The sequence below is a fragment of the Paenibacillus sp. T2-29 genome, assembly GCF_052921365.1.
The window spans coordinates 44457-57841 of the sequence record NZ_JBREVE010000005.1; the positions used below are offsets into that span (position 1 = coordinate 44457).

The following is a 13385-nucleotide window of genomic DNA, read 5'->3' on the forward strand; positions in this document are numbered from 1 at the left end:
GATTTTCATTGGATATCAAAATAAACAGTTGAAAAGCCGATATCATAATTACCAACCAATGAATACTTAGGAGGATTATAGATGGGCTTTTGGATTTTTTTACTTGTAGTCGTGGGACTTATTCTTTCAGCAATGATAGGCGGTTCTCGGATTGCAAGCAATAATCGTAAACAACCGAAAATAGAACGTATAGGTGAGGTGGTTGATAAACGGGTAGATTGGACCGAAGGATCGTCTTCAAAAACATTCTACATAACCTGCGAGTTTGAAAACAATGAGCGAAAAGAAATTATAGTTAGGGAAGATAAATACGGTCTTTTTGTTGTAGGAGATAAAATAAAAGTAACAAGTCAAGGTACTTGGGACTGGGTAGAACGCTTAGTAGCGTAAGGTCATCAGGATATTTACAGAATCAACCAAGCGGTATAGACTTTCTACATAAATCCGAAAGCATCGGTAGCACTCCGCTGGCTCAAGCCGATGGGGTATTTTTCTGTTTTATAGGGGGAGGAATACATATGTTTAGATGGATATTTACCGTGTTGATAACAGTCCTATTAGCTGGCTGCAGCGTACAACAAGACGTTGTAAAGACCACTAAGAGCGACCCTGTAGCCGTTCCGGTAACGCAGGTATCTGCCGATACAGTCAAGCTGGAATTTCCGTCAGACCGTTATCCCGAAACAGCACAGCACATTAAAGAGGCTATAGCAGCCGGAAAGTCATCAGTATGCACCATAGACCGCGAAGGAGCCGACCATAATCGCGAGTTGTCCCTAAAGGGTGTACCCACCAAGAAGGGCAAAGATCGCGATGAATGGCCTATGGCGATGTGTGCAGAAGGTGGAGAGGGTGCAGACATTAAGTACATATCACCAAAGGATAATCGTGGCGCAGGTAGCTGGGTAGGTCACAAGCTGGACGACTACGCAGACGGGACCCGAGTGGAATTTATCGTTAAATAGTAAAACCCCGCCAACCAGTTTTAGGTTAGCGGGGGTTTTTGACATTAATCAACACTACATTTAGATTTAATAGTTCAAAAGACCATATTTATGAAGGAGGAATAGCCTGAAATTTATTTATGTTATTGATTAAATACTTAGAATTTTAAGCAATTCATCATGGGACTTCCTTACTGTTTATTACAATTTACTATTTTCCCGTTACTTCGACATTCACTTTTATATATTATTTTGTTGTAAATACAAAATATTGGAGGAATGTATAAGTGAAATGGAAATTAGCTAAAAAAACTATTTTGAGCTCAATGGCAACTGCTTTATTATTCTCTGTTATAACTCCTTTCGCGGCATATGCAGAAACATCTTCAGTAACTGCTACATACGGAACAACACCAACAATCGATGCTAATACTGTAACTCCGCCTGCTCCTACTGTACAGCCTGATGGGGAAGTTAGTACCCAAGGGGTGAAAGTTAAGGCTGTAGAAACTGCTATTAAAGCATTAAGATATGTTATCGATAACCCTGTGTCGCGGTGGACTCTGGAAAAATTCTTTGATACAGAGACAGTGGCAGCTGTTATTAAATATAACAATAGGGTTTTTGGTGTTCTTGAAAGCTACTTAGGAGCAGTAGAATTGACTACTGCTGAAATAGCCGCAGGCGCAAGGTCTGCAATCGTTCAGGAATTGAGAGGAGTCGTTAGTAAAGGAATCGCAGAAGGAGTAGGGATGGTTGTGGAGTGGTTGATTTATTATGGTAGCAAAGTAATACTTTAATGACTTGAAAAATGAGAGGTGCATCATGGAAAACCCGGATATAACTCAACTTGAGAAGCGTATAAACATTTTGCTTGAATGGAAATCTGTATTGTTACGTTTAGCAGAAGATGAATTGTCACCATATGATAAATGGTGTGCAGAAAAAGAGCTTAGTCGTGAAGATCAACACTTTATCACGAATCTTTGTATGTTATTTAACATACGATTGCATCCTGATCAAAGTAACCCCGATGTTCAAAAAATCACTAAGAACTTTGAAGAACATTTCAAAGTTAATGATTTTGAGTTAAGTTACGAAGTGTTTGAAAAATTTATAAAAGATTATCAACTTAGAGTGCATCCAATTCATGAGTGGGATGCTCGAGAAGTGCTTGAAAAGCTGGCCGAGAGCAATAGGAGTATTGAATTGAAGGAAAAGCTACTGGGTTAGCTATGGATTCTAAACGGAATAAGTAAAACGGTCCCGCCAATTTAGATTAGCGGGACCTTATTCATTGGAGGAAAAATCACAACAATCACCGAATAACTATTCTGAGGTGATCAGCATGAACCATACATATAAAGTGTTAAAGTCGGACATCGAACTGTTTGCAGCTGCATTAAGCCAAGTAAGAGTATATGTAGTCCAGCCGTTGGGAGAGGATTTGATAGATATTGTAGATTACGGTGGAGTAGTGGAGAAGATTACACCGGAGTCGGTTAAGATTAATGGATCTTATTTCTTGCGTAAGCAGTTTGAATTTAGAGTAGATGTCAAGAAGGGCTCAACTGGTATTTGACCAGTATGAGCCCTTCTTTCATACCCATTAAAAAATAAATATGCAAATATTTAGATTATATTTATAGATCAGCAAGTTTATGTTTAGACATGCTTTGAGGAATATATTACCTTAGTATTTGTTCATTAGATTACTAGGAGGAAATAATAGTGAGAATACGATTTTTTCAAAAAATATGCATATTGTTCGGAACTTTTTTGCTTGTGACGGTCAGTCTGTTAAATTCAAATATTTATGCTGCGTCTGTTGGTGACAGGCTTACAGAACCAGAAGTAGGTTGGAAGAGATTTGATGATACTTATAAGACAATCTTGAGAGAAAATGGAGTGTTTGCTTTCGTGCCATCCGATGAGCCAGACCAGGCATATAAAGGCGGATATTATTATAGTAAAGACATAGGTGCGACAATTTCATTTGCTTTCACCGGCGAGAAGGTTAGAATTCTAGCTCCAGTCTGGACTTTACAATCTAATAACATCGAAGTAAACATTGACGGTGTGAAAATAACGAATTATTCCGCGAATGGTTCACCAGTAAAACATCGAGTTATTTTGTTTGAAAAACTAAATTTAGACAAGGGTAAGCATATTGTTAAATTAACAAATAATCAAGCAGGTAATGAATTTGAAGTTGATGCTATAGATATAGCTGAAGACGGAGAATTATTACCTATCAATGCTCCATTCAATTTAGATGCTTCTGCAGGTGACAGTAAAGTTATTTTAAAATGGGAGCAAATACAAAACGCCGAAAGCTACACAGTAAAATACGGAACGGAATCAGGCAAGTACACTGAAACGGCAACAGCTACAAAAGATGCATATGGAAACTTTGTCATTCCAGGTCTGACCAACGGAACAAAATATTACTTTGTTGTGAGCGCTAAGGTGAATGGCGTGGATTCTGAATACTCCAATGAAGCGTCTGCCACTCCACAAGGAGGAGGTAGTCAACCTGATCCAGAGCCAACTACTGGAGATCGTGCAATTCTGGTGGTCACTATGACAACTGGCTTAGAAAAAGAATTTGACCTAAGCATGAAAGAGGTCAATGACTTTATCTCCTGGTACGAAGGCAAACAGGCTGGTTCTGGATCAGCATCATACGCGATTAATAAACATGACAACAATAAAGGCCCATTCAGCAGCCGTAAGGACTACATGCTGTTTGATCGTATTTTGACGTTTGAAGTAAGTGAATACTCTAAATAAATAAAAAGCTCTGCTGACCTTAATGGGGCGGCAGAGCTTTTTTTGTTTTATTAGACTATAAACTCTGTAAAAACTGGGCTTCGTAACAACCCCGTTTTAGTCCAATTACGCATTTTAACACGAGCTCTTATACGCGGCTCTACGTAAACATACTCGCGATCCTCACCAGTTATCAGAGCTTTAGACACGCCATAAAACGCCTTCTTGTGGGTCGGCGTTGCCCCCAGCTCAATGATGCCGGACGGACGCATTTTACCACTCTCATTCGGTACGCCTGCAAGCCACCCGAATTCCTCTTTGCGATAACCTGTTATAAATACGTCAGCATAGGACCAGTTAATAACCTTCTGCCACGTGGCTGAACGGCGACTGACGTACATACTATCTTTACGTTTAGCGACTATACCCTCCATGCCACGTGTTTGAATCTGTTCGAATAGTGCTTCGCCAGCACCTTCGATATAAGGGACAACACCGAAACTAGTGCTAGGAAGCGTCAGTTCAGAGAGTATAGCCTTGCGCTCCATTAGTGGTAGGGACCGTAAGTCCTCGCCTTTATAACTCAGAATATCAAATATAACGAATGTAACCGGCAGGGAAGCGGTTAGTTGCATGATCTTGTCCGTTTTCTTCGCCTGGAAGCGTGACATAACGGATTCAAAATCGGATATGCCAGCCATCGGATCAACGCAGGCAATTTCACCATCCAGTACGACATTATAGGGGAACAACGCGCTAGATATCTCAGGATACTGGCGCGTGCAATCGTTGTTATGACGTGTGTACAGGCGGACAGTGCCGTTCTGTTGCGAATATATTAAGCGGTGGCCGTCTATTTTCGGCTCAAAAATATAACGCGAATCTGAGAATGGACCCGCTGCTGTTTCAAGTAACATTGGAGAAATAAACAATTAGACCACCTCAAGTTAATTATAACGCTCATTTATGCAGTAGTAAGGCGGTAAGTATTGGAGAGAAAAAGCTCTGCTAACCTTAATTGGTCGGCAGAGCTTTTATCGTTTCTAACAGGTCTGTGTTAGCTAGCGTATATTTCGTTTTAGCTTCTTCATATAATTTGCCGAGGTTACGAAACTCTATTGTCGCCCTTTACCATGTTGAAAATATGTTTACTATTTAATATTTTTCGTATATATTAATATTTGGAAATTAGTTTTTCACAAATATTTCCTACAAAACTAGATTGAATTAACAGAGGAGATTATTTCAATGAGCATTTCATTAAGAATAGAACGCAAATCCGGTGGTGAACCAATCGAGTTTGTAAAAGGTGAAATCATTGGCTTTACTTATAAGAATAATAGTTCCATAAACCTTTCAGCTAAGTCTCCAAACTTGAATCATTCGCTACATATTCGAAGCAAAATTCCGCTTCATTCGCTTCCTTCAGTTGTAGACAATGCGGATAATTCCAACATGCTGTATACATGGGCAAACACAGAATATAAACCTGATACTGAAGATTACTATCGCAAATGTAATATCCAAATCGGTAGAAATGAAAACACAATTCGAGATATTACGTTTACACACGCTTACGTAGATGAGTATCAAGAACAGATTGATACCAGCAAAGAGATCCTTGAGTTTGAACTTGTTTTAAAACAAAAAGAAGATCAATTGGGAAAAATTCAATACAGTCCTCAGTTAGAACCTATGGAAACAAGAGAAAAGGATCAGTCTGATGTCTCGCAAAAAGTACTGGAAGGCGCATATAGTAAGAATATGTTAGTGTATGCAGGGAATAGTATTTTTCCGTTTGAAAATCCGATGGTAGAACTAGAAAAGACTTGGGTGCGAGGCGTAGAGAAGATAAAGAATTCAACAGATACTGTAATACATTATCCTGATCGTAAAGCATTTACATTAGTAGCTGTTCCTATAGCTCGAAAGAAGTACGGGGACATCACAGCCAATTTACTTCAGCATTCACTTGATTACAAACCAGGAAATTTACACTTTAACGAGTGGTCGTATGAGGCGCAACAAATTAAAAAATCTAAAGAACATAATATGTATGTAATTGAAAAAGAAGTACAAAAAGCAAACGACAAAAAAGTTAAAATTTTTTCAAGTTATGGGTCTATTGCAATTGAAAGTGATAGAGATTTATATAACGCTTTTCATAAAATGAAGTACAAAATAGATGGAACATATTTAAAAGGACAATGGGAAATTACTACAATATATTATGATAAATATAATTTTGAATATAATTTTAAACAAATGTTTACTGGGGACAACAAACTCGGTTGGGCTGCGGCCAATCTAACAAATTTAATGGAATCATGGGGAACACTCAATGAGTATACATCTTATGTTACAGTAACTGATACAAAAAAAGCTTGGAAGTGAGGTGTGAATTGCAGATGAAACGCAGATACAAGATTTACATCTTGATCTCTCTACTAGTTATAACTACTACTATAATTTTTCTAGCGAATTCTGGAGATGATACGATAAGGAAGTACCCGTATGGCAAAGATACGTTAGAGTTTTTTGGAGATGGGACTTTTCAGATTTACAGGGGAGGAGGATCGGGTGATCCTCCAATACTATACACTCATCAAATTGAAGCTCCAAATTCAGTGATTGATAACGTTTTGTCTTATAAAATAGAAAAAAATATCGTATATGTGGTTGGTGAAAATGGCTTCATTAAATTGGATTCAAGTACCAACACGTACGAGCAAAAGAAACGGATTAACGACTTTACTTCCAAAGATAGAGAGATATTTAATAAATTAATGGAAAAATAGAAGCTATAATGAGCAAATGTGGTAGCAAGGGAGCTTTAAGTAGTTCACAAAGGTTAAGTTAACATACTCTTTAGGTTGAGTATCTCTTTTAATTACAAGTAATGAAGGACTCTCATACTGGCAAACGGAACAATAAATAGATACATAATAAGGAGAGGTCTTATAGAGGTAGGAAAATATATCTGTCCTTACAGTGGTTACAAAATCTTAGACGATGAAGCGTCTGGAACACTAGTTGAAAATTGAATTCTATTAATTAGACAAGTCTCGGGACCTACCTAGGGCTTGTTTGTGGTATAATCTGGATTGTGCGACAAAACAGCTATAAAGGGTGGTCGGCTAATCTCCCGGAAGGGAGGTGACGCCATGGAAGTTAAAGACACGCTGATGTTGATGATTCAATTCGCAACGTTGGTGATTCTGATACTTTCTTTCCATAAACGGAAATAGACCGCCCTGGCGAGGATACGGTCTATTTCTGGATCAAACCTCAATTGCTGACCGCTCTTATAGCGGTAAGTCGTACAGGGGAGCGGTGGTAGCCGTTCCCTTTTTCTATTCTTATGTTATCATATTCATTTTATACAGGCAATGGAATTACCTCTGTTGACAATAGTCATAACGGTTATAGAAATATTAAAACCCCGGATTGCTCCGGGGCTCTTTGTGCATTACTTCTTCTTTTCAGTAATTTTAAGACCGACTTTCTCTTTTGCTTGCATTAGTTTAAGAACACCTTGCATTGTGTCCTGATCTGCTAATTTGATATTCTCTTCGAAGTCATTCATATAACTAGGTTTTTGTTCATCAAGATATGAGAGTACTGAATTAAATGCTTCACTTTTAGAGTAATAGGCAGTTGCCAAGTGTCTTTTGGATTGTTCAAGAAGATCTTTAACCTCAGAAGGCAAAGCATTTGGAACTTCAAGCTCATTATATTGTGACATTAACGATAAAGCTGTATCTTTTGCGTCCTTAGTTGATCCATATACCGTCAACACGTCAGTCTTACCTTTACCTAAGGAATCCATGTCTGATTTATATTTATTGAATACAGTTGCTCCACTGTTCTCAACACTAAAAAATGTTTTCTCAAAATTAATAACCAGTTGCTGCTTCATTTTTTTATCTGCTGCTTCTTTCTTAGGATCAGAAACAGCGACAGGCGTTTCAATTTTCTTTTCTGGTGTGGATTTCTGCGTGGCATCTACCGGAGTGGATTGTTTTGTACCCGTATCACTAGCGTTCTTATTCTCTTCTTTATCTTTACCCATATTACCTATTCCGCTAATCACAATAACAATAATGACCCAAAACCACCACTTCTTATAAACAGGTTTCTTCAAGCTTTTTTTCTCCCCCTAATGGATCAGTAATATATTCCATATATAGTCTATCAGACCTAGGAATATTTTTCTAGCAAAAAAGTTTTAGATACAGCATGCAAAAAGTCTTGTCTAGAACATATGTTCGGAATATAATTTCTACATAACACATCAGGAGGCTACATACATGTCGAAAAAATTAGAAGGTAACGGGTTATGGGAAAGCAGCCGGATTATCATACCAGAACACAAGGAAGCATACTTAAAACTCATGAAAGACCGTCAGCGGAGAGGCAAGCCGGAACTTGACGATCAGGAAGTCCGGTTGATCGAGCAAGCGCTTATAGAGTCCTACAACACACGTCAACCTGTAACACTGGTAGTTTTTAGCCCGTTCGATGACAAAGAACTCAAAGGTGTAATCACGTCTATAAATACTGCTCGCAGGGAAGTAAAACTGTTTCGTGGCGAAGATGATTTTAGTTGGATCAAGTTGGAGGATATCATTTCAGCAAGTATCTAGCAGATAAATCTAGAGAATAACAAATATTCGCGAGATTTTTGTAACAAAAGTATATATATTGGAAAATGATCATGGTATATTTATCCTAGAACTAAATACCTAGGGGGATATCATGAGAAGTAATGGAAAGGGAAAGATCATAGGAATTATCTTTGTAGTAATTGTAGCTGTTGCGATTATTAAGTATTTAGGATTGCTTATTATCGCAGGAGGGCTTGGCTACTGGGGGTATAAAAAATACCAGAATGCTAAGAGAGCAAATCAAAAAAGTAAACTAGCCATAGTTTTATTTTCACTTGCCGGAATTTTCTTTCTAGCGTTCATCGGCAATCTATCGACTGCTAAGCAGCAGGAATTAGTTAATAAAGGACCAGCTGTTCCAGCTAAAGTAGAACAAACTTCTGTGGTACCTACTTCAGCAAAATCTGAGCAAACTTCAAATATTGTTTCTACCTCAGCATCTAATGAAGAGGCAGCTTCTGAAAAACCAAAACGTATTCCTATAACTTTAATAGCGGGAACGGATGGAGATACATTTAAAGCATCAGTTCAAGGGAAAGAGGAAAAGATTCGACTACTCCTAGTAGATACGCCAGAAAGCGTAAAACAGGGTACACCAGTCCAACCGTTCGCAAAAGAAGCTTCGGCTTTTACGCTGAAGCAATTAAAGCAGGGTAATCTTTCCCTAGAGCTTGATGTTTCAGAACGAGATAAGTATGGTCGTCTACTTGGTTATGTATGGGTTGGAGATAAGATGTTGAATGAAATGTTAATCGAGAAAGGTTATGCTCGGGTGGCCTACATAAATCCTCCAAACGTTAAATATGTCGATCAATTCAAGGAGATTCAAGCTACTGCTCAAAAGAGTGGAACAGGCATCTGGAGTATTGAAAACTATGCGCAAGAAGATGGATTCAATCAGAAGGCAGCTCAAAAGGCAACTGCAAAGATTGAATCTAAAAGTAATGATTCAAGTGTAAAAGAATCTAAGCCTAAAGTAGTTACTCCTAAAAAGGAAGTCGTCCAAACTTATTCTGAACCAAGAGAATCATCAAGCAATGTATACTATAAAAACTGTTCTGCGGTTCGTGCTGCTGGTGCCGATCCAATTTATGAAGGTGAACCAGGTTATAGTAGGAAACTGGATCGTGATGGTGATGGAGTAGCTTGTGAAAGATAATCTTTGTTAAAAACTATTCCTCGGTGCATATCCGAGGAATTTTTATGATTTCATTAATTAATACTACACTCTACAAAAAGAGGGATGAGAATTTTGATTGAGATTAGTATAGATGAAAAGGAAGCGAAAAAACTTATATTGAAAAAAGTTTCGGAGTTGGTGGAAGTAGTTGATGCTGAATATATATTTTGGGATACAAAAGAATTGAAGAAGAGAACTTGTATGAGTTGGAATGCAATCCTCGATACCTTTTTTTACGATCCGAGATTTATCAAACGGAAAATAGGGAGGAAATGGTATTTTCCGGCTCGTGAAACGAGAGCCTTCTTAGAACAATGGCTTTTAGAACAATAGATATTTTAAGAGGCTTGTCTATAAGGTTATTTTTGCTTGAATTTCATATAACTTCACGTAAAAAAATTACCTTACATATGCACAATTTATACCAAATTACACTGCTAATTGGATTGCCACTCATTGGTAGCAAATGTAGTATTAAAAGTGTGCTTGTTACCAATTATGCGAAGGGGTTATGTGATATGTGGGAGCCTATAAGGTTCTTGCTTTTTTCAACTGTAGAAACTTTTGCAGCGTTCGTTTTAATGTTAACTATTTTCAGAGTTAGGGCATTAGACTATGTATGGCCTGCATTGTTTATTGGATTAATAATGAATTTGCAGAGCTTTATTTTGAGGGAAGAGACATCGTTATCTTTCTTTGCTCCAACCATAAACATTATATTGTTCACATTATTGATAACCACTGTTGTTAGAATGCCAATTATTTGGGCAGCTATAATATCCATTACAGGCACATTTCTATATACGTTATTCCAAGCGGTAATTATATTGATGCTCTTTGGTACATTAACAACTGAAATGCAGACTTCAGCAGAAGGATCATTGGCGCAAGCAGTAACTAGCGCATGGGTGTTAGCTGTTTCGTGGTTTCTGTATAAATTTAATATAGGCTTTACAGCAGATTATGAAAATCTCCGTTTTAGGTGGGAACATGTACTTGTTGTTATCTTAATAATCGGGGTACTAGCTGCTTGTACATTTATGTTTTACTTTAACAATTTCTTTCTGAGTATTTTATTCATAACCCTAGCATCTGTAATGTTTTTGTATTATGCATTAAAAACGGAGCGTGATTACCATAAAAAGTCTTGACTCCATCGCTCTAGATATAGCAACACACATCAAAACTGTTGTCCCCGATCATCCAGCACCCGTAAATGTTTTAAAACATGGGATAGCCGTTACGATCAACACAGTTTCAATTGTTTTGCTAACTATTGGTATTTCAGTTTTTACGGATAAGATACAAGAAGCTGTGCTGGCAATGATATCTTTTTCGATGCTACGTCAAACTGTAGGAGGCATACATTTAAAGAGCAATATAGCGTGTATTATTGTATCTACAGTTCTACTTACCGCTTTATCTTTTGCAAGTTTTAATTACAATTGGATCGTCATTACTTCGATAATAAGTATTGTACTTGTCTTGGTTTACGCACCATCACGGCTAGAGGGGAAGACACGCATATCAAAGCGACACTACCCATTGCTAAAATTTTCGGGAGTTGCAATTATTGCACTTAATTTGTGGTTGGCTTTACCGGTAGTAGGCGCTAGCTTTTTTGTTCAGAGTTTAACACTAATAGGAGGAGGTGTGAGAAATGAAGAAAAACAAACTGAGTAAAGTAAAGGCTGGTATGTATTACAATATTGCTGCAATGCTAACAACACTTGCTGTTGCGTCAGTTAGCACAGCAAGTCTTTCTTGGATTCATAGCCCCGAGCCACCGAAAGAATTGTTGAAATAAGCGAGGAATGACAAAATGCTAAGTTTAACAGTATCGGCAGACCCTGGAGGTATTGATCAAGGCGAAAACGTACAAGTGGATAAGGTTCTTTTTATATCTAAAGGGCGTAAGAGAGACCAGATTTTAGTTCACACAATTGAAAAGACTTACTACATGATTGGAACCCTTAGACATTGGGAAAACTTTTTGAACAGTAACGGATTCCGTTTTTTGAATGTGGACAGAAGTAACACTCTTAATGTAGAAAAAGTAAAAATCGTTAATGGTATTTTCAAAGATGCTTACTTTGAGTGTGATATAACAAAAACCTCAAAAAGGTGCCCTATTGCGTATCATCGGTTTGACGAGGTTATAAAAGAGATGGGTTTCATTAATTCAGACATAATATTCACGGGAGTTGCTACTAGATAGCAACTCTTTTTTTTGTTGAAAATATTGTATTTAAATGTCGAAAAATGATACACATCCAGCGCCTGAATTTATGTTGCCAAAGAACCTAATAATGGGATTTAATATATGTTAGTGGATATAATTCTTAAACAAGGAATAAAGTAGAGGAATGATGAATGTTATTGCTCCGAAAAAACTATAATATGGGAAAAGTGATTACTAATTACTACCCATTCGTATAGATCTTTCATCCTACAACCGAAGAATTGAGCAGCGTGTACATATCTTTTAGATTTTATTACCGTCATTTCTTAGAAGTGAGAAATAATGCGCTGTGGTCAGTAGATCTTCGCACATATTCCGTTGGGATCCAACTTTTCTGTTTTAGAAGGAAGTAAATAAGATTTTAGCTTGTCAGTAAACAACGATTTAATTATACGATTTAGGAGAGGTTTATTATGGTAATTTTATTAAATGAAGAAAACCAGATGAAAATCAAAGGAAATGATACTTTTACTTATTCTGTTGAAAACGGAGGTATTAAGGAAGTACAAGTACAGTCAATAGTGAATGAAGTTTGGAGATATGGCGGGAAAGAAATATCACACGAACAACTCATAAAAATACTAAATCACATAAAAGTTCTTGCATCACAAGGATAAAAAATAGCTTTAGCATATGACCACTAAAGCTATTTTCTTGACCGCATTTTGACCGCGCTTTTTAAAGATTTAAGTGTATTTGAAAGTATATTGATAATCTGAACATAATATATTTTGCAGTATACTCAAGAGAGAAAATATGTTGAAACCCAAAGGAATACTGAGTGCTTTTGTACAGAACCCAAGTACATCAATGGGAACGTGATCAATATCTGACGCTTTACTAAAATGTGGAATCCCTTGGCGCTCTAAGCGTTGAGGGATTTTTTTGTTTGAGGATAATGCTTCATTTTCTTGGACTACGCAGTACTCCCCACAATTTCCCCACAAAAAATTATTGAATTAGGTTTTAAATAGTTAGAAGCGGACACGGTGTAAAGATAAATGCCTTGTGCATGTTCGATCCATGCCATGAGCAGATACATACAAATCAATGAAGGAACTTCTTCAATTCTGTATAGAGACCTATAGGGATAGCTACGGAAAATACTTTTGGTTTCATAAAGTAGACTGGGAAGAATACAAACGCCAGCAGGGCGCGAAGAAGTGTTTAGAAACAAAAAAAGAAAAGTATGAAATCTATGAAGCTAGTTATGGAACTGCTACTACATTCGCTGGTCGAGCTTTGAAGTTTAAGGAAGTGCGCTTACAGGAAGATAACCAAAAGTCCACATGCTAAGAAGAAGAACCCAAAGAGAATAGATACAGAGCCCCTAAATTTCATGTCATCAATGTAAGCGTCGCTTGGTTCTGAGTCACCTTTGATTTTCCAGGCTTCGTTTGCACGCCATCCCCAAGTGGGTTTCCGTTTACTTAAAATACCAAGCGCGAAAAAAATAATAGCAATAAGAATAAGCATAATTCCCATTTGATCACCCCCTTTAAGTAAATTATACCAAAAAATGAACGACAGATAGAAATTATTGTCTCCAAGAGCAGATGAAACAAAAATAAGAGGGCTTT

The 13385-nt window shown here is 37.4% G+C and carries 20 protein-coding genes; 17 read left to right on the forward strand and 3 right to left on the reverse strand.

Annotation, left to right across the window (positions count from 1 at the left end; genetic code table 11):
- The first annotated feature begins 81 nt into the window (after window positions 1–81).
- From ACU1JV_RS15420 to ACU1JV_RS15445, 6 genes are all read left to right on the forward strand, one after another.
- Complete coding sequence (locus tag ACU1JV_RS15420) at window positions 82–390, forward strand: DUF2500 family protein (RefSeq protein WP_413986262.1); 309 nt, start codon at window positions 82–84, stop codon at window positions 388–390.
- A gap of 128 nt (window positions 391–518) precedes the next feature.
- Entirely contained in the window at window positions 519–965 is a 447-nt protein-coding gene (locus ACU1JV_RS15425; protein WP_413986261.1) for a nuclease, read from the forward strand.
- 266 nt (window positions 966–1231) lie between these two features.
- Window positions 1232–1744, forward strand: a complete 513-nt coding sequence (locus ACU1JV_RS15430) for a hypothetical protein (protein WP_413986260.1) — start codon at window positions 1232–1234, stop codon at window positions 1742–1744.
- 25 nt (window positions 1745–1769) lie between these two features.
- Window positions 1770–2177, forward strand: a complete 408-nt coding sequence (locus ACU1JV_RS15435; protein WP_250271271.1) for a hypothetical protein — start codon at window positions 1770–1772, stop codon at window positions 2175–2177.
- A gap of 115 nt (window positions 2178–2292) precedes the next feature.
- Entirely contained in the window at window positions 2293–2526 is a 234-nt protein-coding gene (locus tag ACU1JV_RS15440) for a hypothetical protein (protein ID WP_413986259.1), read from the forward strand.
- Between the two features lie 149 nt (window positions 2527–2675).
- Window positions 2676–3737, forward strand: a complete 1062-nt coding sequence (locus ACU1JV_RS15445; protein WP_413986258.1) for a fibronectin type III domain-containing protein — start codon at window positions 2676–2678, stop codon at window positions 3735–3737.
- Between the two features lie 50 nt (window positions 3738–3787).
- Here the strand turns inward: ACU1JV_RS15445 and ACU1JV_RS15450 are convergent, their stop codons facing one another.
- On the reverse strand, window positions 3788–4648 hold the full coding sequence (locus tag ACU1JV_RS15450; RefSeq protein ID WP_413986257.1) for an ATP-dependent DNA ligase: 861 nt from the start codon (window positions 4646–4648) through the stop codon (window positions 3788–3790).
- A gap of 316 nt (window positions 4649–4964) precedes the next feature.
- On the opposite strand from ACU1JV_RS15450, the gene ACU1JV_RS15455 reads away from it, so the two are divergent.
- The 3 genes from ACU1JV_RS15455 (at window position 4965) to ACU1JV_RS15465 (ending at window position 6964) form a co-directional block, all read left to right on the forward strand.
- The gene (locus tag ACU1JV_RS15455) at window positions 4965–6110 is read left to right on the forward strand and encodes a hypothetical protein (protein ID WP_413986256.1); all 1146 of its coding nucleotides are present in this window, start codon (window positions 4965–4967) and stop codon (window positions 6108–6110) included.
- A 14-nt stretch (window positions 6111–6124) separates the two neighbouring features.
- Window positions 6125–6514: a hypothetical protein gene (locus tag ACU1JV_RS15460; RefSeq protein WP_413986255.1), complete on the forward strand. Its 390-nt coding sequence runs from the start codon at window positions 6125–6127 to the stop codon at window positions 6512–6514.
- Between the two features lie 366 nt (window positions 6515–6880).
- Window positions 6881–6964 (forward strand): putative holin-like toxin, encoded by an 84-nt coding sequence (locus ACU1JV_RS15465; protein WP_223822117.1) that lies wholly within the window; start codon window positions 6881–6883, stop codon window positions 6962–6964.
- Window positions 6965–7185: 221 nt separating this feature from the next.
- Here the strand turns inward: ACU1JV_RS15465 and ACU1JV_RS15470 are convergent, their stop codons facing one another.
- Window positions 7186–7860 (reverse strand): hypothetical protein, encoded by a 675-nt coding sequence (locus tag ACU1JV_RS15470; RefSeq protein WP_413986254.1) that lies wholly within the window; start codon window positions 7858–7860, stop codon window positions 7186–7188.
- Window positions 7861–8026: 166 nt separating this feature from the next.
- Between ACU1JV_RS15470 and ACU1JV_RS15475 the strand changes: the two genes are divergently transcribed.
- The 8 genes from ACU1JV_RS15475 to ACU1JV_RS15510 all read left to right on the forward strand — a co-directional run bounded on the left by ACU1JV_RS15475 (window position 8027) and on the right by ACU1JV_RS15510 (window position 12422).
- Entirely contained in the window at window positions 8027–8362 is a 336-nt protein-coding gene (locus ACU1JV_RS15475; RefSeq protein ID WP_413986253.1) for a YolD-like family protein, read from the forward strand.
- A gap of 112 nt (window positions 8363–8474) precedes the next feature.
- Window positions 8475–9542, forward strand: coding sequence for a thermonuclease family protein (locus ACU1JV_RS15480; RefSeq protein WP_413986252.1), 1068 nt, complete (start codon window positions 8475–8477; stop codon window positions 9540–9542).
- A 93-nt stretch (window positions 9543–9635) separates the two neighbouring features.
- Window positions 9636–9896, forward strand: a complete 261-nt coding sequence (locus ACU1JV_RS15485) for a group-specific protein (protein WP_071558635.1) — start codon at window positions 9636–9638, stop codon at window positions 9894–9896.
- 185 nt (window positions 9897–10081) lie between these two features.
- A complete protein-coding gene (locus ACU1JV_RS15490) occupies window positions 10082–10714 on the forward strand; it encodes a hypothetical protein (RefSeq protein WP_071558636.1) in 633 nt (210 codons plus the stop codon).
- Entirely contained in the window at window positions 10692–11246 is a 555-nt protein-coding gene (locus ACU1JV_RS15495; protein ID WP_071558637.1) for an accessory gene regulator B family protein, read from the forward strand. Before ACU1JV_RS15490 ends, ACU1JV_RS15495 begins: the two co-directional genes overlap by 23 nt.
- Complete coding sequence (locus ACU1JV_RS15500) at window positions 11224–11370, forward strand: cyclic lactone autoinducer peptide (protein WP_071558638.1); 147 nt, start codon at window positions 11224–11226, stop codon at window positions 11368–11370. The genes ACU1JV_RS15495 and ACU1JV_RS15500 overlap by 23 nt, the downstream gene beginning before the upstream one ends.
- Before the next feature lie 15 nt (window positions 11371–11385).
- Window positions 11386–11781 (forward strand): LytTR family transcriptional regulator DNA-binding domain-containing protein, encoded by a 396-nt coding sequence (locus tag ACU1JV_RS15505; RefSeq protein WP_413986251.1) that lies wholly within the window; start codon window positions 11386–11388, stop codon window positions 11779–11781.
- A 437-nt stretch (window positions 11782–12218) separates the two neighbouring features.
- Complete coding sequence (locus tag ACU1JV_RS15510) at window positions 12219–12422, forward strand: hypothetical protein (RefSeq protein ID WP_071558640.1); 204 nt, start codon at window positions 12219–12221, stop codon at window positions 12420–12422.
- Window positions 12423–13068: 646 nt separating this feature from the next.
- Here ACU1JV_RS15510 and ACU1JV_RS15515 read toward each other — a convergent pair.
- Window positions 13069–13290: a DUF6199 family natural product biosynthesis protein gene (locus ACU1JV_RS15515; RefSeq protein ID WP_064964227.1), complete on the reverse strand. Its 222-nt coding sequence runs from the start codon at window positions 13288–13290 to the stop codon at window positions 13069–13071.
- Window positions 13291–13385 lie beyond the last annotated feature (95 nt).

What these genes read in the sequence shown, in the direction of transcription:
- ACU1JV_RS15420 (WP_413986262.1), top strand. Translation starts at nt 82, where the DNA reads ATGGGCTTTTGGATTTTTTTACTTGTAGTCGTGGGACTTATTCTTTCA.
- ACU1JV_RS15465 (WP_223822117.1), top strand. Translation starts at nt 6,881, where the DNA reads ATGGAAGTTAAAGACACGCTGATGTTGATGATTCAATTCGCAACGTTG.
- ACU1JV_RS15475 (WP_413986253.1), top strand. Translation starts at nt 8,027, where the DNA reads ATGTCGAAAAAATTAGAAGGTAACGGGTTATGGGAAAGCAGCCGGATT.
- ACU1JV_RS15435 (WP_250271271.1), top strand. Translation starts at nt 1,770, where the DNA reads ATGGAAAACCCGGATATAACTCAACTTGAGAAGCGTATAAACATTTTG.
- ACU1JV_RS15505 (WP_413986251.1), top strand. Translation starts at nt 11,386, where the DNA reads ATGCTAAGTTTAACAGTATCGGCAGACCCTGGAGGTATTGATCAAGGC.
- ACU1JV_RS15425 (WP_413986261.1), top strand. Translation starts at nt 519, where the DNA reads ATGTTTAGATGGATATTTACCGTGTTGATAACAGTCCTATTAGCTGGC.
- ACU1JV_RS15460 (WP_413986255.1), top strand. Translation starts at nt 6,125, where the DNA reads ATGAAACGCAGATACAAGATTTACATCTTGATCTCTCTACTAGTTATA.
- ACU1JV_RS15510 (WP_071558640.1), top strand. Translation starts at nt 12,219, where the DNA reads ATGGTAATTTTATTAAATGAAGAAAACCAGATGAAAATCAAAGGAAAT.
- ACU1JV_RS15500 (WP_071558638.1), top strand. Translation starts at nt 11,224, where the DNA reads ATGAAGAAAAACAAACTGAGTAAAGTAAAGGCTGGTATGTATTACAAT.
- ACU1JV_RS15480 (WP_413986252.1), top strand. Translation starts at nt 8,475, where the DNA reads ATGAGAAGTAATGGAAAGGGAAAGATCATAGGAATTATCTTTGTAGTA.
- ACU1JV_RS15490 (WP_071558636.1), top strand. Translation starts at nt 10,082, where the DNA reads ATGTGGGAGCCTATAAGGTTCTTGCTTTTTTCAACTGTAGAAACTTTT.
- ACU1JV_RS15455 (WP_413986256.1), top strand. Translation starts at nt 4,965, where the DNA reads ATGAGCATTTCATTAAGAATAGAACGCAAATCCGGTGGTGAACCAATC.
- ACU1JV_RS15515 (WP_064964227.1), bottom strand. Translation starts at nt 13,290, where the DNA reads ATGGGAATTATGCTTATTCTTATTGCTATTATTTTTTTCGCGCTTGGT.
- ACU1JV_RS15440 (WP_413986259.1), top strand. Translation starts at nt 2,293, where the DNA reads ATGAACCATACATATAAAGTGTTAAAGTCGGACATCGAACTGTTTGCA.